Source organism: Variovorax sp. FW305-3-2-15-B-LB1 (genome assembly GCF_058787635.1).
The window spans coordinates 254,041-277,161 of the sequence record NZ_JBYSZY010000001.1 but is presented as its reverse complement, the minus strand read 5'-3'; the positions used below and the strand labels follow the sequence as shown (position 1 = coordinate 277,161).

The 23,121-nt window shown below is 67.6% G+C and carries 21 protein-coding genes; 5 read left to right on the top strand and 16 right to left on the bottom strand.

From position 1 onward, the window contains the following. Nucleotide 1: 1 nt before the first annotated feature. Both AC3WQR_RS01180 and AC3WQR_RS01175 read right to left on the bottom strand, forming a co-directional pair. Nucleotides 2-988 carry a fumarylacetoacetate hydrolase family protein gene (locus tag AC3WQR_RS01180; RefSeq protein WP_447745518.1) on the bottom strand — a complete coding sequence of 329 codons (987 nt, stop codon included), beginning with the start codon at nucleotides 986-988 and terminating at the stop codon, nucleotides 2-4. 12 nt (nucleotides 989-1,000) lie between these two features. Continuing rightward, nucleotides 1,001-1,801 (bottom strand): cyclase family protein, encoded by an 801-nt coding sequence (locus tag AC3WQR_RS01175; RefSeq protein WP_447745515.1) that lies wholly within the window; start codon nucleotides 1,799-1,801, stop codon nucleotides 1,001-1,003. A gap of 95 nt (nucleotides 1,802-1,896) precedes the next feature. On the opposite strand from AC3WQR_RS01175, the gene AC3WQR_RS01170 reads away from it, so the two are divergent. Continuing rightward, nucleotides 1,897-2,583, top strand: coding sequence for a TetR/AcrR family transcriptional regulator (locus AC3WQR_RS01170; RefSeq protein ID WP_447745512.1), 687 nt, complete (start codon nucleotides 1,897-1,899; stop codon nucleotides 2,581-2,583). A gap of 208 nt (nucleotides 2,584-2,791) precedes the next feature. Here the strand turns inward: AC3WQR_RS01170 and AC3WQR_RS01165 are convergent, their stop codons facing one another. From AC3WQR_RS01165 to AC3WQR_RS01150, 4 genes are all read right to left on the bottom strand, one after another. Beyond that, complete coding sequence (locus AC3WQR_RS01165) at nucleotides 2,792-3,058, bottom strand: hypothetical protein (protein ID WP_447745510.1); 267 nt, start codon at nucleotides 3,056-3,058, stop codon at nucleotides 2,792-2,794. Then, on the bottom strand, nucleotides 3,055-3,849 hold the full coding sequence (locus tag AC3WQR_RS01160; protein WP_447745507.1) for an alpha/beta hydrolase: 795 nt from the start codon (nucleotides 3,847-3,849) through the stop codon (nucleotides 3,055-3,057). Before AC3WQR_RS01160 ends, AC3WQR_RS01165 begins: the two co-directional genes overlap by 4 nt. A gap of 398 nt (nucleotides 3,850-4,247) precedes the next feature. Next, on the bottom strand, nucleotides 4,248-5,879 hold the full coding sequence (ggt, locus tag AC3WQR_RS01155; RefSeq protein ID WP_447745504.1) for a gamma-glutamyltransferase: 1,632 nt from the start codon (nucleotides 5,877-5,879) through the stop codon (nucleotides 4,248-4,250). A gap of 90 nt (nucleotides 5,880-5,969) precedes the next feature. Further along, on the bottom strand, nucleotides 5,970-6,956 hold the full coding sequence (locus AC3WQR_RS01150) for a Bug family tripartite tricarboxylate transporter substrate binding protein (protein WP_082818001.1): 987 nt from the start codon (nucleotides 6,954-6,956) through the stop codon (nucleotides 5,970-5,972). A gap of 103 nt (nucleotides 6,957-7,059) precedes the next feature. Between AC3WQR_RS01150 and AC3WQR_RS01145 the strand changes: the two genes are divergently transcribed. Further along, nucleotides 7,060-8,028, top strand: coding sequence for a LysR family transcriptional regulator (locus AC3WQR_RS01145; protein ID WP_095946992.1), 969 nt, complete (start codon nucleotides 7,060-7,062; stop codon nucleotides 8,026-8,028). A gap of 21 nt (nucleotides 8,029-8,049) precedes the next feature. Here AC3WQR_RS01145 and lhpI read toward each other — a convergent pair whose 3' ends face one another. The 3 genes from lhpI to AC3WQR_RS01130 are packed head-to-tail and all read right to left on the bottom strand — an operon-like array spanning nucleotide 8,050 to nucleotide 13,997. After that, nucleotides 8,050-8,994 carry a bifunctional Delta(1)-pyrroline-2-carboxylate/Delta(1)-piperideine-2-carboxylate reductase gene (gene lhpI, locus AC3WQR_RS01140; protein WP_447745500.1) on the bottom strand — a complete coding sequence of 315 codons (945 nt, stop codon included), beginning with the start codon at nucleotides 8,992-8,994 and terminating at the stop codon, nucleotides 8,050-8,052. Nucleotides 8,995-9,034: 40 nt separating this feature from the next. After that, nucleotides 9,035-12,502 carry a molybdopterin-dependent oxidoreductase gene (locus AC3WQR_RS01135; protein ID WP_447745498.1) on the bottom strand — a complete coding sequence of 1,156 codons (3,468 nt, stop codon included), beginning with the start codon at nucleotides 12,500-12,502 and terminating at the stop codon, nucleotides 9,035-9,037. A 16-nt stretch (nucleotides 12,503-12,518) separates the two neighbouring features. Continuing rightward, complete coding sequence (locus AC3WQR_RS01130; protein WP_492740940.1) at nucleotides 12,519-13,997, bottom strand: short-chain fatty acid transporter; 1,479 nt, start codon at nucleotides 13,995-13,997, stop codon at nucleotides 12,519-12,521. 136 nt (nucleotides 13,998-14,133) lie between these two features. Between AC3WQR_RS01130 and AC3WQR_RS01125 the strand changes: the two genes are divergently transcribed. After that, nucleotides 14,134-15,075 carry a LysR family transcriptional regulator gene (locus AC3WQR_RS01125; protein ID WP_492727614.1) on the top strand — a complete coding sequence of 314 codons (942 nt, stop codon included), beginning with the start codon at nucleotides 14,134-14,136 and terminating at the stop codon, nucleotides 15,073-15,075. Nucleotides 15,076-15,353: 278 nt separating this feature from the next. Here AC3WQR_RS01125 and AC3WQR_RS01120 read toward each other — a convergent pair whose 3' ends face one another. From AC3WQR_RS01120 to AC3WQR_RS01110, 3 genes are read right to left on the bottom strand one after another with little or no spacing between them, the layout of a single operon-like run. Next, entirely contained in the window at nucleotides 15,354-16,580 is a 1,227-nt protein-coding gene (locus AC3WQR_RS01120; RefSeq protein ID WP_454900689.1) for a class I SAM-dependent methyltransferase, read from the bottom strand. Next, on the bottom strand, nucleotides 16,577-17,365 hold the full coding sequence (locus AC3WQR_RS01115; RefSeq protein ID WP_447745488.1) for a DUF1365 domain-containing protein: 789 nt from the start codon (nucleotides 17,363-17,365) through the stop codon (nucleotides 16,577-16,579). Before AC3WQR_RS01115 ends, AC3WQR_RS01120 begins: the two co-directional genes overlap by 4 nt. Beyond that, on the bottom strand, nucleotides 17,362-18,747 hold the full coding sequence (locus tag AC3WQR_RS01110; protein WP_447745485.1) for an NAD(P)/FAD-dependent oxidoreductase: 1,386 nt from the start codon (nucleotides 18,745-18,747) through the stop codon (nucleotides 17,362-17,364). Before AC3WQR_RS01110 ends, AC3WQR_RS01115 begins: the two co-directional genes overlap by 4 nt. Nucleotides 18,748-18,962: 215 nt before the next feature. On the opposite strand from AC3WQR_RS01110, the gene AC3WQR_RS01105 reads away from it, so the two are divergent. Both AC3WQR_RS01105 and AC3WQR_RS01100 read left to right on the top strand, forming a co-directional pair. Further along, nucleotides 18,963-19,511, top strand: a complete 549-nt coding sequence (locus AC3WQR_RS01105) for a sigma-70 family RNA polymerase sigma factor (protein ID WP_447745483.1) — start codon at nucleotides 18,963-18,965, stop codon at nucleotides 19,509-19,511. Between the two features lie 2 nt (nucleotides 19,512-19,513). Continuing rightward, nucleotides 19,514-20,170: a ChrR family anti-sigma-E factor gene (locus AC3WQR_RS01100; RefSeq protein ID WP_307693336.1), complete on the top strand. Its 657-nt coding sequence runs from the start codon at nucleotides 19,514-19,516 to the stop codon at nucleotides 20,168-20,170. Here AC3WQR_RS01100 and AC3WQR_RS01095 read toward each other — a convergent pair. Genes AC3WQR_RS01095 through AC3WQR_RS01080 form a run of 4 tightly spaced genes read right to left on the bottom strand, consistent with a single transcriptional unit; the run spans nucleotide 20,133 to nucleotide 23,030 of the window. After that, nucleotides 20,133-20,564, bottom strand: a complete 432-nt coding sequence (locus AC3WQR_RS01095) for a DUF2177 family protein (RefSeq protein ID WP_447745479.1) — start codon at nucleotides 20,562-20,564, stop codon at nucleotides 20,133-20,135. The genes AC3WQR_RS01100 and AC3WQR_RS01095 overlap by 38 nt on opposite strands. Then, nucleotides 20,561-21,193 carry a DUF6134 family protein gene (locus AC3WQR_RS01090; RefSeq protein ID WP_447745476.1) on the bottom strand — a complete coding sequence of 211 codons (633 nt, stop codon included), beginning with the start codon at nucleotides 21,191-21,193 and terminating at the stop codon, nucleotides 20,561-20,563. Before AC3WQR_RS01090 ends, AC3WQR_RS01095 begins: the two co-directional genes overlap by 4 nt. After that, a complete protein-coding gene (locus AC3WQR_RS01085) occupies nucleotides 21,190-21,981 on the bottom strand; it encodes a DUF1295 domain-containing protein (protein WP_492740939.1) in 792 nt (263 codons plus the stop codon). Before AC3WQR_RS01085 ends, AC3WQR_RS01090 begins: the two co-directional genes overlap by 4 nt. Next, complete coding sequence (locus AC3WQR_RS01080) at nucleotides 21,981-23,030, bottom strand: SAM-dependent methyltransferase (RefSeq protein ID WP_447745470.1); 1,050 nt, start codon at nucleotides 23,028-23,030, stop codon at nucleotides 21,981-21,983. The genes AC3WQR_RS01085 and AC3WQR_RS01080 overlap by 1 nt, the downstream gene beginning before the upstream one ends. Nucleotides 23,031-23,121: the final 91 nt, after the last annotated feature.

The window sequence follows — 23,121 nt, the reverse complement described above, 5'->3', positions numbered from 1 at the left end:
CTCAGGCCTTCGCTGCCGCGGCGGGCGCTGCCGTGCGGCGGATCCGGTTGCGCAGCGTGCCGATGCCCTGCGCCTCGAGTTCGATGACATCGCCATCGCGCAGCAGCCGGCCGGTCTCCACGCCGCAGCCACCTTCGAAGGTGCCCGAGGCGAAGAGTTCGCCAGGGTGCAGCGTGCACGAGCGACTGGCATAGCTCACGATGTCCTCGAAGGTCAGCTGCATGTCGGCGGTGCTGCGGGTGGTCTGGACGATGCCATTGAGCCTCGACTGCACCTGCAGCTGGTAGAGGTCGGGGATCTCGTCGAGCGTGGCGATGCAAGGGCCGATGGCGTAGGCGCCATCGAAGTCCTTGCTCTTGCCGGCCGGGCTGCCTTCAGCCACTTGCGTATCCCGCGCGGTGAAGTCGTTGAACAGCGTGACCCCGAAGATGTGGTCGCGTGCTCGCGACACGGGGATGTCCTTGCCACCCACGCCGATGACGACGGCCAGTTCGAGTTCGTAGTCCAGCGATTCGGCGAAAGCCGGCCAGGCGATCTCGGCATCCGGCCCGGTCATGTTGAGCGGATTGCCGGTGTAGAAGCGAGGCACGGTGAACCAGTTCGGGGGCAGCTCGAGCGAGCCATCGGCTTGTGCGGCGGCCATGGCGGCCTCCGGGTCGGCTGTTCGGGCGGCCAGTTGCTCGGCGCGTCGCCGCAGGAAGAACCTGGGGTGCTCGATCATGGTTCCCCAGTCCCGGATCAGCGGCGGATTGGGCAGCGGGGGAAGCAACGCGGCGCCGGCCAGGGACTCTGCAGCGCCGCCGTGCTTGGCGATCTGCGCACGCGCAAGGTCCCAGGATGCAGGGCCTGCGCGCAGGAAAGCCAACGCAGAGCCGAAGGCCTCTGCGCCAGGGTGGCGAGCCGTGAGGTCCAGCACGCCGTCGACGCCGATGAGGGCACCGAGGCGAGGTGCGTCAAAGCCCTCACGCACAAAAGTCACGATACGCATTGAAGTCGCTCCTCAGTTGGACAGGAAGGCCACGGCACGGGCGGGGGCGGCGCTGGCGCGTGCCAGCTTCAACGGGAAGAAGCCGACGTGGAAGCCGCGAAGCGGCAAGGCGCCGAGGTTGCACAGTTGCTGGACGATGAAGGCCTCCTTCTCGCGGATCGCCTTGTGGCCATCCCACAGTTGCTGCTTGTCGCCCGTTTCCTTGAAGGCCTGGGCCATCACGGCGAAGGGACGATCCCACCCGACCGCGTCCGTGCCGAGCACGGTGGCCCCTTGCTCTGACAGGAACAGCGTGCCTTCGCGGCTCATCCCCGGGTACCGAAAGAAGGCCGGCTCGCCCAGGCGATATCGCTCTTGCCCGGTCCGGATCAGCACGGCGTCGCCGGGACGGATGGGCTCGCCCACTGCGGACAACGCCTGGCGAAGCGCGTCGACGGGGATGGCCTGCCCAGGCTGTGCCCAAGGGCGCACATCGAGCACCTTGCCGGGGCAGAAGAGCTCGTTCAGTTCGACCTGGTCGATGGTGCGTGAGGTTCGCCCCTCGCAGGTCGATCCGCTGTGCAGCGGTGCGTCCACGTGCGTGCCGCAATGCGACGACATGTCGTTGAGCACCTCCGAACCCCAACCCTCGCCGTCGGGCAAGTCGTCGTGGCTGCAGCCGAAGAAGTGGCAGAAGCGGTCGCGGCCGTCCGGCGTCGCCGGGTGGGAATAGTCCACCCGGGGCGCCACCACGCCCGCGGCGGCGGCCATGGCGGGAGGAAGCAGATCGCGGTCGTGCGGGTCCAGCGTCGAGGACAGATCGATCAATCTCATGAAGTCTCCTTTAAGTCATACGTGCGTATAAATATACAACTGTATGATTTCAAGGATTGGCTGTCAACGAACTTCAATACCTCGCCACTTCCCTCATGCCCAAGCCCACCGCAGCGAAAACCGCCGTCTCTTCGAAGCGGCAGGCGCTTTCCGACACCACCGCAAACCAGATCCTCGACGCCGCCGAGGCCCTGTTTGCTGCACATGGCTACGGGGGCACCAGCATGCGAGCGATCGCGGAGCGGGCCAACGCCAACCTGGGAGCCTTCCACTACTACTGGGGATCGAAACAAGCGCTGTGCAAGGCCGTGCTGGAGCGCCGCCTTGGGCCGGTGATGAAGGAGCGCAAGGAGCGCCTGGATGCATTCGAGGGTCGGAAGGTCCCGTTGCGAGACATCCTGCGGGCCTCCATGGCGCCCTCACTGCTTGTCGCGGGAGCCAGTGTCCAGGAGCGCGAGTCGTTCCGTGCGTTCTACGGCCGCATGCTGATGGACCCTGCCGATGAAGTGCATGCGCTGACAGCCTCCATCGTGGACGATTTCGCGCGACGCTTCGTGGATGTCGTGAGCCACGAGCTTCCTCACTTGAGCAGCGAAGAGTTCTACTGGCGCGTCATCTTCGTCTACGGCGCCTTCTTCTATTCGCACAGCACGCACACGCGGGTGCAGGCGCTGTGGCCCGAGAAGTTGCAGCAGACCAGCATCGAGGCCGGTGTCGACTACCTGGTGAACTTCATCGAGGCGGGCCTCAAGGCAAAGCCGGCGCCCAGGTCCGCGGGTTGACGGGCCACCTGACAGACAAGCGTCTGGTTGGGGGGCAGCACTGAGATACGCGATTCGAATGTTCCGGTCGCGCTGGCGGCCATGGCACTGCTCGTCCGAAACAAGAGGCCGGGGCGCCAATAACAGGACCCCTCACGAACACCGGCCGCAGTGATCGAGATCGAAAGCGACCCGATCAAATGACGCTCAGGAAATGCGACTTCGTTCTCTACGCCGCGTCTTCCGGCATGCCATCAGCACCAAATGCGACACCGCGCTCTTCCAGCTTCTCGCGCGCGGCGTGGTGCACCACGCCGCGTTTGCGCGTGTCGGACTCCAGCAGCCTGCGCAACGTGGCCTGGCTGACATTGGCATTGCGCACCACTTCCATGCGGACGCCCCAGAACTTGTCATTCGCAAAACGATCCAGGATCTCTTCGTCTGCATCCGGGTTCATGGCCGCCACGGCGCGTATGGCCTGATTGGGATCAGTCAAGAAGGGCTCGAGCTCAACCGCATTGGCCGCTCCACTGGCAGCGATGTAACGAAGCGCCTCTGCAGCTTTCTGTTCAGTTGTCTTTTTGACCATTGCACTCTCAAAGTGATGAAGCGCACCGAGCTTCTCATGCGCAATGGTTGATGCATCCGAATTCCGGCTGCCCGGGTCGGATATGCGGCCATGGATCCCGCAAGAATCCTCGCGACCTGTGGGGGACGAAACGACTTTTCTCCAGCTTTCGGCTCAAGCCGGCGACGGGCGCGCAGCCAGTGCCAATGGGGCGGCAGGGATGCCGCCAGCATCGGGCCATGAGGCATGCCGGGAAAGGCGAGGTACTGCGCACGCACGCCTGCGCGGTCGAGTCGCCCCGCCAGGTCCCGGCCAGCCTGCGGTGGCACGGCGGCACGCTGGCGTCGCAGGCGTTCGGCGCGCGCCGCGCTGACACCTGCAGGAGGTGGCGCGGCAGGACTCTCGCCTTCGGTCGAGGCGCCTTGCATGAACAACAGCATGGTCTCGCGCCCCGCCGGCAGGGGGGCGGGGTGTTCGGCCTCGCGCAGGATGAAGCCGTCCTGCCACCACAACGAGGGGGCCGCCGCCGCGCAGCGCGAGAAGAACTGCGGTCGGCGCAACAACGCGTGCGGCGCGAACAAACCACCGTACGAGTGCCCCGCACAGCGTGCGGCGTCGCGGATCCAGCGGTGCGCGCGCCGCCAGGGCCGGCACCGCTTGGGCGACGATGAAGTCGAGAAAATGATCGGCGCCGCCGTCTGGTCGGCCAGATTCCTCATCGTCCCAGGTCGGACCGTCCGCGCGCACCGACGGCGTGTAGTCATAGGCGCGCATCGCCACGTCGAAACGCAGATCGCTGTCGGGGCCGATGGCCAGATCATCGGCGCGTCGCCGCGAGCGCTCAGTGCATCGAGTTGTGCATTGCCGAGCGAGCGGGTGGCAGTTGCTGCGATCGCACAGGGAATTTCAGGTCAAAGGGAGTTTCAATGCGGTCTACGACAGGCCGTTCTACGGACTTGCCTGTCGGGATCGTCCTTCAAGCAGACATCGGCGGCCCCGAGTCCGGCGGCGGAAATCGCTGCGAAGCAGACAAGCGCGGCTGGCTACATGCAAAGAAGGCGGGATGGGAATGAGTTCCTCATAAGCCACACAGTCGATAGCTGAAAACGGTGGCCGATCAGTGCGCAGGATCCATGCGCAGCCGGTACGCAACGCCATCGCGTCCAGGGTCGGCGCCGCCATGCAGACCGTCGGCCTGTACCTGCACGCCGTGCACCCAGCCGATGGTGTAGTTGTACGGGTTGCGGCCAATGGCGTAGCCCTGTGCTTCCAGCGCGCGTGTGGTGAAGCGCGGAATGCGGTTGCACACGTCGATGGCGTTGCTGGTGGACGAGAAGCGAGGTGCCGACACGGCTGCCTGCATCTCCATGCCGTGGTCGATCACGTTGAGCAGCACCTGCAGCACGCCCATGGCGATCTGCGTGCCACCGGGCGCGCCGAGCACCACGTCGAGCTCGCCGTCCTTGAAGGTCATGCTGGGGCAGGACGAAGTGAAGCGGCTCTTGCCCGGCTGGATGCTGCCGGCGCGCCCCGGACGCGGGTCGAACACGCCCATGCAACCGTTGTACAGAAAACCCATGCCCGGGGTGATGATGCCCGAGGGCATGGCCAGCGAGTGGGTCAGGGAGACGGCGTTGCCGTCGGCGTCCACCACGCTCAGGTGGGTGGTGTCGCGCGGCACGGGTGCGCCAGGGTTCACGCGCTCCACGTTGAAGCGATGGCCCGCCCGAATCTGCTCGGCCACTTCGCGGGCCATGTCCTTGGACAGGAGCTGATCCAGCGGCACATCGAAGAACTTCGGGTCGCCGATGCAGCGGTCCTTGTCGATGGTCGCCTTCTTCATGGCCTCGCACACCCTCTGCAGATAGGCGGGGCTGTTGTGCTCCAGACTCGCCAGATCGAAGTGCTCGAGGATGTTGAGCATCTCCAGCAGCATGGCGCCGCCGCCCGGGGGCTGGTTGGTCGTGATGGTGCGGTCGCGGTAGCTGCCCACCAGCGGCGGGTTGCGCTGCACCTGATACCGGGCCAGGTCGTCGAGCGTGATCAGCGCCCCCAGCGACTGCAGGTGCGTCACCATCTTTTGCGCCAGGTCGCCCTGGTAGAACGGGCGCGCACCTTCTTCGGCAATCTGGCGCAGCACCGCAGCCATGCCTTCGTTGCGCAGCGGCGCACCGATGGGCTTGGGGCGGCCATCGGGGCGGCAGTACAGCTGGCGGCTTTCCTCGCAGTACTGCAGCCGCTCCAGGTTGCCGACGCGCCCCATAGTGGGTTCGTCGATCCAGAAGGCGTGCATGCCGGGTCGCACAAAGTAGCCGTCCGCGGCCCAGCGGATGGCGGGCTCCACCACCTGCTGCCACGGCAGGCGGCCGTGCGCCTGATGCATGGCCTCCAGGCCCTTGAGCGTGGCCGGCGTGCCGATGGACTGGGGGCCGATGTCGTTGACGCGGCCCTTGAGGATGAAACCGAAGCCGTCCTTGGTCTCGCCCTCGAGCAGGTGCTCCCACATGTTTTCCTTGGCCGCCAGCGGCGCGGGCGAATGGAAGTCGAAATATTCATGCACCTGGGCGCCCGGCAGGTAGACGGCGGCGGTGCCGAAACCTGCGATACCGCACATCAGCGGATCGACCACGGTCTGGGCCAGCGCGGTGGCCACGGCGGCATCCACCGCGTTACCGCCTGCACGCAGGATGTCGATGCCGGACTCGGCGGCCTCCGGCTGCGGGCAGACCACCATTGCTTCTTTTTTCATGAGGTGTGATGACGAACCCCGTGCTGCATCGGCGATACGGCAAGGGGTGAAGATGGAAGAAAAGGGGGCGGTGCTTGCGCGGTCGCCGGCTTACTTGGCGCTGAGGTTCAGTGCCCCGAGCGTGGGGCCCCAGGCCTTGGCGTCACGCGCCGCCGTTTCCATGACGAGCGCGGAAGGGCCGGACATGGGGATCACGCCCATGCTCTTGAGCTTCGCCTGCACGTCGGGACTCTGGTGGAAGGCCGTCGTCGCCTTGTTGAGCTTTTCCACAATGTCGGCCGGCGTGCCGGCGCGCGCCACCACGGCACTCCAGCCCATGTTGTCAAAGCCCTTCACGCCCAACTCGCCCAGGGTGGGCACATCAGGCAGCTCAGGGGTGCGTTGCGGCGACAACACGGCCAGTGGATTGAGCTTGTGGTTCTTGATGTGGGGCAGGGCGGTGCCATACACCGGTGCCATCACCTCGGTTTGCCCGCCAATGGTGGCCAGGATGCCGTCGGCCTCGCCCTTGTAAGGGATGTGGGTCATCGAAATGCCCAGGGCGTTGGACACGAGCTCGACAGCCAGGTGGGTGGAGTTGCCCAGGCCGGCGGACGCGAAGTTCAGCTTGCCGGGTGCCGCCTTGGCTTTTTCTGTCAGATCCTTGAGCGTCTTGATGCCCGTGGCCGGGTTGGCCGACAGCACGAACGGCACCGTCGTCAGCATGGTCACACCAACAAAATCCTTCTCGGGGTTGTAGGGCAGTGGCTTGTAGGTGAACTGATTGAGCACCATCAGCGACACGCTGCCCAGCAGCAAGGTGTAGCCATCGGCGGGCGCATTCAGCGCGTTCTGTGCGGCAATGAGGCCGCCCGCACCGGGCTTGTTCTCCACCACGATGGTGGCGCCAATGGCCTTGCCTGCGTGTTCAGCCCACATGCGCGCGATCGTGTCGCTGCTGCCGCCCGGGGCCTGCGACACGATCAGGCGCACGGGACGACTGGGGTAGGAGGCTTGCGCGAACACGGTGGTGGCCGTGGCGGCTGCGACCGCGACACCCATCAGGATCTTGTAGACGTTCGTGATTGCTTTGGGCACAGGGATTCCTCAGAGGGTCTGTCATGGAAGATGAAGTAATTTTCATGACAACCCCTGCCAACCTCCTAGTGAAAATGCAAAATGGATGCATGAAGGTTTACTCATGATCGAGCGTTCGGAAGGCCTGTCCTGGGCACGAGGCATCAAGGTCCGGCATCTGGAATCCTTTCTGGTGCTGGACGAGGCCGGCACGCTGACCGAAGCGGCGGCGCGGCTGCACATGACGCAATCTGCCATGTCGCACTGGCTGGCGGAGCTCGAACGCGTGGCGGGCACGCCGCTGGTGGTGCGCGGGCGCAAGGTGCAGCTGACGCCTGCCGGGCATCTGCTCAAACGCCTGGCCATCACGGTGCTGGGCGATATCGCCCGCACCGGCCTCGAAATGCATGCGGTGGCTGCGGGACGCGTGCCGCGACTGAACGTGGGCAGCGTCTGGGCAGGCATCGCCGGCGGCCTGCCCGAAGCCGTGACCGCGTTCCAGCAGCGCCATGCCGATGTGGCCGTGTCCATCCACGACGGCCTGTTCGACGACCTGCTCAAGGGCTTGGACACGCGTGCCATGGATGCCGTGATCGGCGTTCTGGATGCGCGGGCGCACCAGCCGCAACTGGCGCACCACGTGCTCTTTGACGACCGGGTGAGCATCGTCATCGGCCAGGGCAGCAAGCACTGGGACAGCAACCAGCCGCTGGGCTTTGCCGACGTGCTGCGCGAGCATTGGGTGATGCCACCCCTTGGCACGCTCACTCGCATCCAGATGGATGCCTATCTCATCGAGCAACAGGCATCGTGGCTGGTGCCCAAGGCAGAAACCGCCTCGTTGGCCATGATGCAGGCGCTGCTGCAAAAGGGCGACTATGTCGGCGTGTGTGCGGAATCCATGGCGGACTACATGGCCTCGCTGGGGCTGTTCCGCAAGGTCGCCGTCGATTCGAACATCCGCTTCGGCCCCATCACCGTGGTGTGGAACCGCGAGCACGTCTCGGCCACGCTCATGGATTTCATTGCCTGCCTGAAGGCGCATGCGCGGGGCTTGCCTGCCGCACACGTGCAGGAGGCGCCCAGCGCTTAGCGGCCCGCCAAGGCAAGTGTCTCAGGTCGAATCGGAAGCTTCGTAGACCACCACTGCCGCGGCCAGGTCCTCCAAGGCGGTGCCCACGGCCTTGAAGACGGTCCGCCCGTTGCTCTCGGCGCGTCCCTGGATCCGGCCCGCGGCCAGGTCGGCCAACTCCCCTGCCACATCGTCGGCGGCGAACACGCCGCGCGACAGGGGCCCGAGCAATTCGCCACTCTTTTGCAACGCCTCTTGTGTATCGACAAACAGACGTGCACCCGCAAAGCAGGCGTCGTCGGCTTCGCGCATCTGCGGCGTGAAACTGCCGATCAGGTCGAGGTGGCTGCGAGGCCGCAGCCACGCGCCCTGCACCACAGGTTGGGTGGCGAGCGTGGCACAGCTCACGATGTCGACATCGTTCACCGCGTGGGCAAGGTCCGGCGCAACGGCCGCTTCGATGTTCTGCGCGCACAGCCGCGCAGCGAGCGCCTTCGCCGCAGCTTCGTCACGGTCCCACACCACCACGCGTTCGATGGGACGCACGGCGCGGTAGGCCTCGGGAATCAGACTGCCGACACGTCCGCAGCCGACGACCAGCAGGCTGCGCGCATCGGCAGGCGCGAGATAGGACGCGGCCAGGGCCGATGCGGCAGCGGTGCGGCGCGACGTGATCTCGTTGCCGTCGATCTGCGCCAGGGGCTCACCCGTGCTGGCGTCGTACAGCACATAGGTCGAGAACAGTCCGGGCAGGCCGCGTTGCGCGTTGTCCGGGAAGATGGTCACTGTCTTGATGCCCAGGTAGCGGTCGTGCTGCCACGCCGGCATGACCAGCACGGTGCGGGGCGAGGTGTGCGTCCCGGCCTGCAGCGAATGCGTGTGTCGCAAGGGCACCTCGCAGCCAGCGATGAACATCTCCCTAAGCGCCGGGATCAGGCAGTCGAAGGGCAATGCACGGCGGGTGCTTTCGGTATCGATGATTTTCATGGGGTCACGGATGGAGTCAGTTGAGTGAAAGTGCCGGCCGTCATGCCTCGAGCACCACGTCTTCGAGTGGAACGGCCTGGCAGGCCAGGCACACGGCCGGGTCTTCCGGTTCGCTGCCGTGCAGATGGCGCACCTTGCCGCTCAGCACGCGCACGGCGCAGCTCTCGCACTGGCCCACACGGCAGCCGCTGGCCATCTGCACGCCGAGCGATTCGCCAAAGGTCAGCAACGTGCCCTGCCGGGGCGTCCACGTCGCGGGGGCGCGGCCTGAGCGCGCAAAGCTGACGGTGAAGCGCTGGTCGCCGTCGGTGGGCGGCGTGGTGGGCGAGCGGAAGACCTCGCTGAAGATGTCGAAGCGCGGAACGCCCCGCGCCACGAGGCCGGCGGTCACCGCGTCCATCATGGCCGGCGGTCCGCACAGGTAGAAGCGGGCGCGCTGCGCGATCAACGCGTCGTCCACCACGCTCGCGTCGATGAAGCGATCCGACTGGTAGTCGATGCCCTGACGCTCCTGCGGCTGTGGTGCGTTGTAGTGGTCGACAACCTGCAACTGCGGCAGCCGCGCGCGGTGCTGCGCAATGCGCTCGCGAAACGCGTGGGTCGTGCCGTTCTGGTTGGCGTAGTAGAGCCAGATGGCCGGCCCCTGCGCGCCGTCGGGCAGCGATTCGAGCAAGCTGATGAAGGGCGTGATGCCGATGCCGCCCGCGAAAAAGACCAGCGGCTGCGGCGAGTGGCGCGGCAGCACGAAGCCGCCGGACGGCGCCCGCAGCGCGAGGGTGTCGCCGACTTTCAACGCGCGGTGCAGATGGCTCGACACGCGCCCCTCGTGCGGCGTGCCGTCGGCCGAGCGGCCGCGCTGGTGGCGCACGGCCACGCTGTAACTGCGCCGGCCCGGCACCTCGGCCGCGCCCGTGAGCGAGTAGGCGCGCGTGACCTGCGTGCCATCGTCCAGATGCAATTGCATCTCGATATGTTGACCGGGTCGGTAGTCGGGCAGTTCGCTGCCGTCGACTGGCTCGAAGTGGATGCCCAGCACGCCGTCGGCCTCGGGCCGCAGCGCGCTGATGCGGAAGGGGCGGTAGCCGGACCACTTGCGCTGCCGCGTCTCGGTAGCCGGGTCGCGTTCGATGTCGCAGAGAAACGAGCGATGCGGCACCGAGCCGCTCACCGGGTCGCAGCTGTCGGCGGATATCAGCGCGTTGAAGTTGCTGCCCAACGCGCCTTCGACCGGCAAGCCGTCGCGGTCGAGCTCGGGGCAGCTCTGCCACCAGCCGAACTCGGCCACGATGACGTCGTCCGCCAGTTGGGGCGTGACGCGTGCGACGAAGCGGGCCTCACCCACGCGCGTGCGGATGCGCATCCAGTCGTCGTCCACGATGCCCTTGGCGGCCGCGAGCGCGGGGCTCAATTCGGCCACCGGATCGGGCGCGCGCTTGCGCAGCGAGACCAGACTGCGGTGCTGGCTGTGGCAATAGAAGCCGTTCTTGGCCGAACTCAGCACATAGGGAAAGCGGCCCTGGCGCGTGGCCTTCGCATCGCGCGGCGTGTCTGCCGGTTCGACGAAGGTGGCGATCGGCGGCTGGCCGTGGCGCAGCAGGGTTTCGGAATAGAGCTCGACGCGTCGCGTCGGGGTGTCGAAGCCGCGCACGCCGGTGGGCGTGGCGCGGGCGTACTTCTGCTCGCTCGCGTCGATGGCGCAGGCCATGCCTTCGGGCCGGGCACGCAACTGGTCGACCGTGAGGCCGAGCGGCTCGAGCATGTGGTTCCAGCCCGCGTCGAGGCTACCGCCGAAGAAGTCGTCGCCCATGCCCAGGCGAACGGCCAGGTCGAACAGCACGTCGTTGTCGGCGCGCGATTCACCGCGCGGCGTCACCATGCGCTGGCGCAACTGCACCCAGCCGGCCGCACGATCGTCGATCTCGAAGCCGATGCGCAGGCCTTCGCGCTCCCAGGGTGTATTGACCGGCAGCAGGATGTCGGCGTACCGGGCGGCGGGTGTTTCGAACAAGTCGCAGTGCACGTGGAATTCGAGCTGCGACAGTGCCTGATGCGCGAGTGCGCTGTCGGCCTGCGACACGGGCAGGTTGGTGCCGAAGGCCATCATCGCGCGCACCCTGTAAGGCTCGCCTTCGAGAATCGCGCGGTAGGTGTCGCGCGCCGTCACCCAGCCGTGTGCGGGAGGGCCGATCGGGCGCTGCGCCAGGCCGAGCGCCTTGGCGCGCTGCGCGTCGGGCAGCAGTGAGAGCGAGTTGACGGCGTTGACGCGCGGACCGACGCGAACGCGGTTCGAGCCGATGCGGTCGAAGCTGCCGCACAACGCATACAGCGTGGCGACAGCGCGCTCGGCTTGCGTCGCGTTGGTGTGCTGGCCGATGCCAGTCCAGGCGTGATAGGCCACGCGGCGGCAAGTGCCGAAAAGCTCTGCGACCGCGCGCAAAGACGCTTCAGCAACGCCGGTGATGCGTTCGACATTCGGCGGCGTGTAGGCCGCGCAGCCCTGGGCCAGCAGTTCGAACGCTGGCGCACACGACAAGCGATGTGCGCCCACGTCGATCTCGACCGCGCCGCGCAGGCGGAAGTGGGCGGCGTCCTGGTCTTGCACTGCCTGCTCGGTGTCATAGGGCACCGCGCAGGCGAGCGCGTCGTTCCACGCCACGAAGCGGTTGCCCTGGGCATCGGGCCACAGGTCCTGCTCGCGCAGGAAGTGTCCGTTGTCGCCGCGCACCAGCAACGGGGCATTGGTCCACGCGCGCACGAAACCTTCGTCGAAGCGCGCGTCCGCGATCAGCAGGTGGATCAGCCCCAGCGCCAGTGCCGCATCGGTTCCGGGCCGCACGGGCAGCCAGGTGTCAGCCTGCCGCGCGAGCGCCGTGGGGCGCGGATCGATCACCACCATCTTCGCCCCGTTCGCGCGGCCTCGACCGATCGCGTTGGCCTGCGCCAGCCAGGTGTTCGCTGGGTTGTGCCCCCACAGCACGATCAGTTCGGCCTGCGCGTAGTCGGCCGCAGGCATCCCGCAGCCGAAGGTGAAGGCGTGCGCGAAGTCCTTGTGCCAGTTGCAGACCTCGGTCGCGTAGCAGATGTTGGGACTGCCAAAGAGGCGCACGAAGCGCTCGATCCAATCGATGCTGTCCGTCAATGGCGTGCCGCTGGGTGTGGTCACAGCGAACACCACCGACTCGGCACCGCTCTCGGCCTTGATGGCACTCAGGCGCTTGGCGGTCTCGGCCAGTGCCTCGTCCCAGCCGATGCGCACCCAGCCAGGATCCGCTTCGGTCTTGGGCCTCGTGCGACGCATCGGGTAGCGCAGCCGGTGCGGACTGTGCACCAGTTCGGGCGCGGCCTTGCCCTTCATGCACATCGCCTGGCCGGTGGGGTGCGAAGCGTCGGGCCTCACCGACACCAGCATGTCGTCACGCACCTCGTTGAGCGTGCCGCAGCGCGAACGGCACAGTGTGCAGTAGCCCTGCTTGGTTTGCGTGGGCGCCGTCGTCGTCATCACTTGCATCCGGTATCTGCGTGACTCAAGGCATCACCGGCGCGACATAGCTCAGCGTGCGCCCGAAGGCCCAGAGCATGAAGAGCACCAGCGGCGCATGCACCAGCAATTGCAGGAAGGTAAAGCCCACGATGTCGCGTGCCTTCAGCGACAGCACGCCCAGCAGCGGCAGCATCCAGAACGGGTTGATCAGGTTGGGCAGCGCCTCGGCCGCGTTGTAGACCTGCACGGCCCAGCCCAGGTGGACCTTCAGGTCGTTGGCCGCTTGCATGACGTAGGGCGCCTCGATGATCCACTTGCCGCCACCCGAGGGAATGAAGAAGCCCAGCACGGCGGAATACGCGCCCATCACCACGGCGAAGCTGTCGACGCTGGAGATGCTCACGAACAGATGCGCGATGCGGTCCGACAGCGTGATGCCTGCGTCGCCCTTGGCGCCGGTCAACATGGCCGCGATGGCACCGTACAGCGGGAACTGGATGATCACGCCCGCCGTCGACGGCACTGCGCGCGACACCGCGTCGAGAAAGCTGCGCGGGCGCCAGTGCAGCAGCAGCCCGATCATGAGGAACAGCAGGTTGTAGGTGTTGAGGCCCGAGATCGCGATCAGCGGGCTCTTGGCCATGAACTCCTGCGCCAGCCAGCCGGAGCCCAGCGCGCACAAGAGCAGCGTGAGCAACGGGCTGCGCTCGAACCACTCGCCGGGGCGGCGCTCGGCGGACTCGGGGGAAGCGGGCTTGGCTTCCGTGAGGTCCACGCCCAGGTCCTGCGCCGTGACCGCGTGCTTCGCGTCAGGCGCCGACCACAGCGCGATGGCCACCGACACGACCATCAACACCAGCGCCATGGCGACCGACTGCCACAGGAAGATGGTCTGGCTGAACGGGATCACGCCGGTGATGTCCAGAATGCTCTTGGGCAGGCTGCTGGCATTGGCCTGCAACTGTGCTGCCGACGAACTGAGCCCCAGCGCCCAGGTCGCGCCCATGCCGAGGTAGGCCGCCGCGCCGCCGGCGCGGTAGTCCATGCACAGGTCGAGTCGGCCGGCCAGCGCGCGCACATAGAGCGCGCTGAAGATCAGCGAGATGCCCCAGTTGAAGAGCGACAGGATCATGCTGATCGCGGCCACGTACGCGATGGCCTGGCGCCCCGACACGGGCAGTGCGGCCAGCTTGCGGATGAGTCGCGCAGCCGGCGGCGAGGTCGCCACCACGTAGCCGCCGACGGCCACCAGCGCCATCTGCATCGTGAAAACAATGAGGCTCCAGAAGCCGTCGCCGAAAGACTTGGCCACCGCTTGCGGGCTCGACCCGTTCAGGAGCGCGGCGCCCGCGATCACCACCACGGCGATGGCCGCGAACACGAAAGCGTCGGGAAACCAGCGCTCGGCCCAGGCGGTGAAGCGCAGGCCCAGGCGGCTCAACAGCCCGGCATCGGTCGAAGCTTCCTGGGGTACAGAAGGGTGGGCGCCGTGTCCGGCGGAAGTGTGTGATGTCGATGGCATGGGGGTCTCCTGCTACTGCTGCTGGAACGGTGGGCGTCCTCGTCACACGCCTGACATGGCGTGCTGTCCGGATGTTAGGAATTGCCATCGACAATTCATAATCTCTATTTTCAATAGAGCGATATAGGATGTATCTATGTCGATAACGATCAAGCAGCTGCAGCACTTCGTGGCTGCTGCGCACACGGGGCAGGTGTCCCGCGCAGCCCAGCGCTGCTATGTGAGCCAGCCGTCGCTGACCACTTCGCTCAAGAACCTGGAGTCGACGCTGAAGGTGCAGCTCTTTACGCGACACTCCGACGGCCTAAGGCTGACCGTGCAGGGCGAGGGCTTTCTTCGGCACGCGGAGCACATGCTGCACACGCTCGATGCGGCGGTGGAGGAGACGCGCAACTCGGTGTCCTCGGTCGAGGGGCGGGTGCAGATCGCCATCACCGACACCGTGTCCGAATACATGCTGCCCAAGATCATCGGCGCGATGCGCAGGCAACTGCCGCTGGTCGAGTTCGAGCCCGTGGAGCGCAACCGGGTGGAGATCGAGAACGGCCTGCGCAGCGGCGAGTTCGACCTGGCCGTGGTCCTGGTGTCGAACCTCTCGCGCGCGCCGGACATCCGGCGCGAGAACCTGCTCAAGTCGGAGCGCCGTCTGTGGACTTCGTTCGACCATCCGCTGGTGGCGCAGAAGTCGGTGTCGCTGCGCGAGATCGCGCAGATGCCCTTCGTGCTGCTGGACATGGACGAGCACGTGGACACCGTGGGCCGCTACTGGAGCGCGATGAAGCTCAAGCCCAAGGTCGTGTTCCGCACCAAATCGATCGAGGCCGTGCGCAGCCTCGTCGCACAGAACGTGGGTGTGACCATCCTGTCGGACCTGGTGTTTCGCCCCTGGTCACACGATGGTGGGCGCATCCGCAGGACAGTGGTGTCGAGCGCGGTGCCCTCGATGGACCTGGGACTGGCTTACCGGCGCGGGGCTGTTCTTTCCGAAGCTACGGCAGCCTCTGCAAGCACCTTGCGGTTGCTGGCCAAGACACTGACGAGAGAGTCACAGCCGCGGATGGATGACGAGCCGCTGTAGCTTTCGAGTGGGCCGCTTCCTGCGACACGCATGGCAGGCGTGGGGTGAGCGACAGCTACCGGCAGTTGTCGCTCAGTCATCGAAGGCGGGCTTATCGCAAGCCAGAAGAATCGCGTCCAGGACCGCGTCTCTGGCAGCCTCATCGGCATTGTCCCGGCAGGCCGCGCAATACGGGCAGCAGTTGCTGCGTTCGCACAGGATATTTCAGAACAGCCGGAATTGCGGTGTGTCACCCTGTTAAGAAGAAGGAAGGGGGCGCTTCGCACTGCGCCGACCGATCAGGCGGGGCCGGCTTCAGCCACGCGCAACCGGTAGAGGCCGACGTCGACGAGCCCCGCGCGGAAGCCGGCCTCGCAGTAGGAGAGGTAGTAGGTCCACAAGCGCTTGAACGCGGCGTCGAAGCCGAGTGGCTCGATCTGCGGCCAGGCGGCGAGGAACCGGCGACGCCACTCTGCCAGGGTTCGCGCGTAGTCCTTGCCGAAGCAGTGGGAAGCCTCGATCACCAACCCTGCGCGTTGCGCCTGTTCCCGCAGCACGCGTGGACTGGGCAGCATGCCGCCGGGAAAGATGCAGTGCTGGATGAAATCGGTCCCCTGGCGGTAGCTGTCGAACTGCGCATCGGCGATCGTGATCGCCTGCAGCACCACCACGCCACCGGGCTTGAGGCGCTCGCGCAAGGTGGCGAAGTAGGTGGGCCAGTAGGCCTCGCCGACGGCCTCGATCATCTCGATGGACACGATGCGGTCGAACCGGCCCTGCACGTCGCGGTAGTCCTGCAGCCGCAGGTCGACCCGGTCGGCCACGCCCCAGTCCTGCGCGCGTTCGCGGGCGAAGGCCAGTTGCTCGCTCGACAGCGTGACGCCGGTGACGTGCGCTTCGTGCCGGCGGGCCAGGCTCGCAGCCAGCGTTCCCCAGCCGCAGCCGATTTCGAGCACGTCGCCCCCTTGCGGGGTGTCGAGCATGTCGGCGATGGCAGCGAGGCGGCGCGCCTGGGCGGCTTCCAGCGTGTCGTCGTCGGCGTCGCTGAACATCGCGCTCGAATACAGCATGCTGTCGTCCAGCCAGTGCCGATAGAACGCGTTGCCCAGGTCGTAGTGGAACGCGATGTTGTGCCGGCTTCCGCGCCGGCTGTTGCTGCGGGTCAGGTGCCGCAGCCGCGCCGCCCAGCGCGCCAGCCCGCGCCCCTTGAGCAGCGATCCCCAGGCCGACTCGTTGGCCAGGCCGAATTCGAACAAGGCCAGCAGGTCCGGACTGTCCCACTCGCCATCGCGGAACGACAAGGCCAGGCCCAGATCGCCTTGCAGCGCCAGGCGCAGCAGAGGGCGCCAGCTCAGCAGGCGCAGGCTCGCGTGCGGCCCGGGTTCGCGGCCGGCCACCTCGATGCATCGGCCGCCCGGAAGGCTCAAGCTCAGCCGGCCGAAACGCGTGCGGGCCAGCAGCCGGCGCAGCGGGGAGAAGACCGGAGCGGCATCGAGAGCGGGTGCGGAAGGTGTGGTCAGGCTCATGGGGTCTTGTTCGAAGGAACGATGGTGAGGTCGTGGTCGGGGGCAGCCGGTCGCGGATGCAGCGGCACGCGCTTGATCCACAGACGCAGGGCCTGCCAGTGGATGGCGGCCACCACCTTGAGGGTCAGCAACGGATGCGTGATGAACACGCGCAGCAGCGCCAGGTCGCTCAGGGGGGCGCGTTGGCCGTCGAGCCGCGCGTTGAGCACGGCGCCCGCCGCGTCGTGCACGCTGATGCCGACCGAGACCGCCTCGCCCGGCGGTGCAACGCGGAACCGGTAGTGCAGGTCCATGCCGTTGAAGGGAGAGACGTACATCTGCTTGTCGCAGTGCTGCTCGACGATGGGCGCGCCGTCGGCAGCGACCGGGATCAGGTAGCTGTGCCGCTGCCCGAAGGTGTTGTTGACCTCGTACAACAGCGCCTGCAGCGCGCCGCCGGGTGCATGGCAGAACCAGACGCTGAGCGGGTTGAACACATGGCCGAGCAGCCGCGGCATGGCCAGCAGCCGGATCGCGCCGCCGGTTGGAAGGCCGGCCTCGCGCAGCCGCGCTTCCACCTGGGCCCGCAGATCGCGGCCCGAACCGTCGCCATGGTCGGCGGCATGAAAGCTGAACAGGTTGAACCGGTCCACCGAGAAGCAGCGCAACCGGGCGTGCAGTTGCGGCAGTTCGTCGATGTCGATCAGCAGGTTGTAGACCCGGTAGCTCAGCCGATGCCGCTTCGGCCGCAGCCGCTGGTGCATGACGCGCCCGATGTAGAGTGCCGAGCCTCCGTGCACATTCATGATGCGACGGTCTGTGCGCCTTGCGGCAGGTGGATGCGTCCGGACTCCTGCGCCACGCGCCAGGGCCGGCGCACGCCGCCGAGCGCTTCGGCGACGGCCAGGCCGGCCTGCAATCCGTCCTCGTGGAAGCCGGCGCCGAAGTAGGCGCCGCAGAACCAGGTGCGGCGCTGGCCCTGCAGCTGCCACAGCTGGCGCTGCGCGGCCATGGCCGCGGCATCGAACAGCGGGTGGTCGTAGACCTCTGTGCGGATCAGGTGCTCGGGCCGCGGGTCGATCGCCGGGTTCAGGGTCAGGAACAGCGGCTCGGCCGCCGCGCCCTGCGGCAGGTGGGGCTGCAGCCGGTTCATCCAGTAGGTCACCGTTGGAGCCGCGCCGCTGCCGCGCGTGCCGAGGTAGTTCCAGCTCGACCACACGGCGCGCCGCGCCGGCATCAGGGCAGGGTCGCGGTGCAGCACGGCCAGGTTGCGGCTGTAGGGCAGGGCACCGAGCAGGGCACGCTCGGCACCGGTGGGCGCGTCAAGCAGCGCCAGCGAGCGGTCCGCATGGGTGGCCAGGACCACCTGGTCGAAGCGTTCGGGCCACCAGCCAGCGCTCGTGCGAAGCCGCACACCCGCCGGCTCGCGATGCAGTTCGAGCACGGCCCGGTCCAGCTGGATGCGGTCGGCGAAAGGCTGGCTGAGGCGCCGCACGTATTCGCGGCTGCCGCCCACCACGGTGCGCCAGATGGGGCGGCCGCTGATCTGCAGCAGCCCATGGTTCTCGCAGAACCGCACAAAGGCTGCCACCGGATGGCGACCGACCTGCGCCGCCGGCGTGGACCAGATGGCCGCAGCCATGGGGTAGAGGTGGTCGTCGCGAAACGCGCGGCCATAGCCGTGGGCATCCAGGTAGTCGTCGAGCGCCTGGTCGCCTGCGACCTGTGCATCGCGCGGAGCTTCGCGGTAGAACCGCAGCAGGTCGCGCAGCATGGCCCAGAAGCGGGGGCGCGCCAGGTTGCGCTTTTGCGCGAACAAGCCACGCAGGTCGGTGCCGGCGTATTCGAGCCCGCCGGCGTCCAGGCTCACTGCGAACGACATGTCCGAGGCCGCGGTCGGCACGGCCAGGTGCTGGAACAACGCGGTGAGGTTCGGGTACGCGGGCTCGTTGTAGACGATGAAGCCGGTGTCCACCGGCACCCGGCCTTCCCGGCCCGGCGCGTCCACGGTATGGCTGTGGCCGCCCAGCCGGGGCTCGCTCTCGAACACCGTGACCTCGTGGCGCTGGGACAGCAGCCAGGCGCAGGACAGGCCCGAGATGCCGGTGCCGACGACGGCGATGCGCTGCTCGGGAGGCACGGAGGCAGGCGTCGGCAAGGCGGCAGACGGGGCAAGAAGAGGCAGCATGGAGAGTCTCCGTCGGGTCGTGCTGCCTGTACGCAGGAAATGGCCGTTTGGATTACCGGCGTGCCGCTGCGATGATCCGAACGCGGCTTCCTTGCGTATGACAGCACATGACCGCGGCTCCTGATCCGTCCAACCCCTCTGCGGGCACTCCGTTGCCCCGCAGTCGTCGAGCGTCCCTCTTGACCGTTGTCTCCCCCGATTCCGAGCCATCCGCCTTGCCCGACGACCTCTGGGCCGAGGCGATGGCCGCCGTGGCGCAGCGACAGGACCGGGACGCGTTCGCGCAGCTGTTCTCGCATTTCGCGCCGCGCATCAAGCACTACCTGATGCACAGCGGCAGCCCGGCCATCCAGGCCGAGGAATTGGCCCAGGAAGCGTTGGTCACGGTCTGGCGCAAGGCCGCGCTGTTCGACCCGGCCCGGGCGGCCGCCACGACCTGGATCTTCGCCATCGCGCGGAACCTGCGTGTGGACGCGCTGCGGCGGCGCCAGGGTGTGCAGTCGTCGGAAGACGTGTTCGACTTCGACCTGCTCCAGTCGGACGACCCGGCCGTCGAAGACCAGCTGCACGACGCGCGCCTGAACGAACGCCTGCGCGGCGCGCTGCGCCAGCTTCCGCCCGAGCAGCAGCAGGTGCTGCACCTTTCCTATTTTGAAGACGCGCCGCATGCCCGCATCGCGGCCCAGCTGTGCATTCCGCTGGGCACGGTGAAGTCGCGCGTGCGCCTGGCGGTCGCCCAACTGCGCCGCCTGCTGGAACATTGACGATGGACATCCGACACCACCCCGACGACGACCTGCTGCTGGCAGGGTCCTCCGGCCACTTGCCGGCTGGCATGCGACTGGTCCTGGCCAGCCACCTGGAACTGTGCCCGCTGTGCCGCGAGCGCGCGCGCGCACTCGATGCCGTGGGCGGCATCCTGCTCGATGACCTGGAAGCGGTCCCGCTTGCCGATGACGCGCTGGCGCGCACCTGGGCCCGGATCGATGCGCAGGAAGGCGCAGAACCTGCCCCCGTGCGGGTCAGCGCGCCCCCACCGCTGCCGCCCGGCGCGCGCTGGCCGCGTGCGCTCGCTCACTGCAGTGCCACGCCCTGGCGCTGGATCGGTCCCGGCATGCGCTGGAGCCGTGTCACCGTGCCCGAGGCCCCGGAGGCCAATGTCTTTCTGCTGCGCATCGCGGCCGGCAAGTACCTGCCGCAGCACACGCATCAGGGGCAGGAGTTCACCCAGGTGCTGCATGGCTGCTTCCACGATGGCCGGGCCTTGTTCGGCCCCGGCGATTTCGATGCGGCCGATGCCGAGATCAACCATCAGCCGGTGGTCCAGGACGGCAGCGAGTGCATCTGCCTCGCCTCGCTGGACGGCCGGCTGCGCTTCGACGGGGCTATTGCGCGCTTCTTCGGCGCGCTGGTCGGGATGTGAGGCGCACCGCGACCCACGCCGACACGCCGCTCACGGCCGTGCCCCATGCCAGGTCGGCGGCCGTGACGACCCAGGGCCAGTCGCGCAGCGTGGCCTGGTTCGTCAGGTCATAGGTCGCGTAGGCCACGAGCCCGAGCAGCGCGCCGCGACGCAACGCCACGGCGGGCTCGCCAGCCTCCAGTGCCGGCGCGATCGCCAAGACGACCAGGCCGACCAGGTAGAGCGCATAGAACAGCGCCGCCGCCGTCCAGTCCACCTGCGGCGCCATCAGCGCACCGAGCGCGGGCTGGTACAGGCGCGGTCCCATGACCGACAACCAGACGGCGTCCAGCACCAGAAAACACACGAGCGCCCACAGGTAGGCAGCGAGCAAGGTACGCGGGGATGGCTTCATGGGGTGCTCCGTGCAGGAGAGGTCAGTCGGTAGCTCAGTTGGCGATCGCCCTTGGCGTCAGCGTCGAGCCCGATCCAGCGTCCGCTGTCGGCGGCATACCAGATGCGGATGCGCTGCTGCGCCGCCTGCAGTCGCCAACCGCGCGCCCGCACGGGCTGACCGCGGACCTCGAGGGTCGCATCGGGCAGCGGCTCGAAGCGGACCGGCTCGACCTTGCCCGTCTGGGGATCGATCAGGCGCTGTTGTTTCACCAGCCGGGGATTCCAGTAGGCAAAGCTCATCGGGCAGTCGCCGTCGAAGCGCTGCGTGATCTGCTGGCGGGTGCCGTCGTCGTCGGTCTCGGCGCGCAGCTCACGCAGGCAGTCGCCGGCCCAGCGCTCCTCGGCCTGGTGCCGGTAGCGGTAGACAGGGATGCCGAGCACGCGCACGGTGAACAGGGCACGACTGTCGACGCTGCGCGTCGCCGCCGTGCCGCCGACGACAAAGCGATGGGTCCCGATCGGCTTGCCATCGAGCATGGCGGTGAAGTGCCATTCGCCCGCTTCCTCGTCAGCTTCCTGTGCCGCGGCCAGGCAGGTCGCCTGCGCCAGCATCAACCCCAGCATCAGCCCCAGGGCGCTGTGCTTCATGGCCGGGCGCCACGCCGCGGCGGCCAGGGGATGAAGGCACTGGTGCGTGCCGCGTAGCTGCGGTAGGCAGGCCGGCGCTCGGCAATGTCGTGCTCCAGCAGCGCCACGCCCGACACCTTGAGCAGCAGGACGGTCATCAGCAGCGCAGACGCCAGGCTCCACGCCACCGCCCATCCGCCCGCCGACAGCGCCGCCAACCCGAGGCCCCACCAGACGCAGGCCTCGCCGAAGTAGTTGGGGTGGCGCGACCAGGCCCAGAGGCCGCGGTCCATCACCGCATCCTCGCGGCGCGGGTTGCGCAGGAAGCGGGCGAGCTGGGCGTCGGCCACGGCCTCGAAGACCACACCGCCGCCGGCCAGCAGCAGGGCCAGCACGTCCAGCCAGGACAGGGGCGACGGGTGCGCGAACGCGGCCAGCAGCGGCCAACCGACGATCCATGCCAACACCGCCTGGAGCCCGAACACGAGGTAAAGGCTTTTCAGGCCGAAGTGTGGTTCGTTGCGCGCACGCATGGCTTGGTAGCGGCGGTCTTCGCCGTGGCCCCAGTTGCGACGCCCGATGTGCAGCGCCAGCCGGCAAGCCCATGCCAGCAGCAGCCCGAGCATCCAGACGCTGCGAGCGTCGAGCGCGCGAGCATGGGCGCCGGCGTAGGCCAGGGCCGGCGCCGCGATCATCAGGGGCCAGATCCGGTCCGCCAGGCTGGCGTCGCGCACCACGACGCTGAACACCCAGACCGGCAATGCCAGGCCAAGGGCGATCGCCAGACCCAGGCATGCGAGCGACAGCATCACCGTTTCTCGAACAGGTAGTGAGCGACCCACCACTGGTCGCCCTCGGCGTAGCCGAACAGCTCTTCCACCGAAATGAAGAAGAGCCGCCAGCGGGTCCACCACACCGGCGCGTCGCGCGCTCCGTAGACGGCGGCCAGCAGGGGCATGAGGGTGACCCGCCGGGCGTCCATGCGCGCCAGCCAGGCGGCCGAGGTCCGCGCGTAGTGGCGGCCATCCCAGCGCCAGCGATGCAGCAGGCGCAAGTCGTCCTGGCAGCGCAGGGCGAGATCGTCGCTCGGCATCATGCCGCCGGAGAAGAAGTGGCGGCTCATCCAGTCGCTGGCATCGCGCTCCTCGAACGGGTAGGGCGCTTCGCGGTGAACGAAGACGTGCATGAAGAACCGCCCCTGCGGTTTCAACCAGTGGGCCACATGCGAAAAGGCGCGCGGCCAGTTGCGCAGGTGCTCGAACATCTCCACCGACACCACCCGGTCGAAGCTCTCGCCGGTCTCGAAATCATTGAAGTCGCAGGTGATCACCTCGAGGTTGCCCAGGCCGCGTGCCGCGGCTTCGGCCGTGATGAACAGCCGCTGCGAGTGCGAATTGGAGACCGCCGTGATGCGGGAGCGTGGGAAGTGTTCGGCCATCCACAGGCTCAGCGAGCCCCAGCCGCAGCCCAGCTCCAGAATGCGCAGCCCGTCTTCCAGGCCGGCGCGGGCGCAGGTCTCGGCCAGGGCCGCCGCCTCCGCCTGCTCGAGCGTCTGCACTCCTTCAGGCCACCAGCAGCAGCTGTACTTCCGGTGGGGGCCCAGCACGCCTGTGAAGAACTCGGCGGGCAATTCGTAGTGCTGTTCGTTGGCTTTTTCGGGCAGCAGGGCCAACGGTGCCTCGCGCAGTTCATCGAAGAATGCCTCCGAACGCAGGGCGACGGCTTCCGGGTCGCCGCTGTCCAGCTCGACCAGGCGCTGGCGCAGCAGCCGCCGCACCCCCACCCGAACGGCGCCGTCGGGCACCAGGCCTTGTTCAACCCAATGGATGGCAGTGGAGGTGCTCGAGGCTTGGGGCATGGCGGTGGGTGCAGGAAGAGAGTCTCTTCTTCCTACGCCAGGCCGGCCGCAATGGATCACTGTTCGTCGGCTTCAGCGCATGGGGACTGAG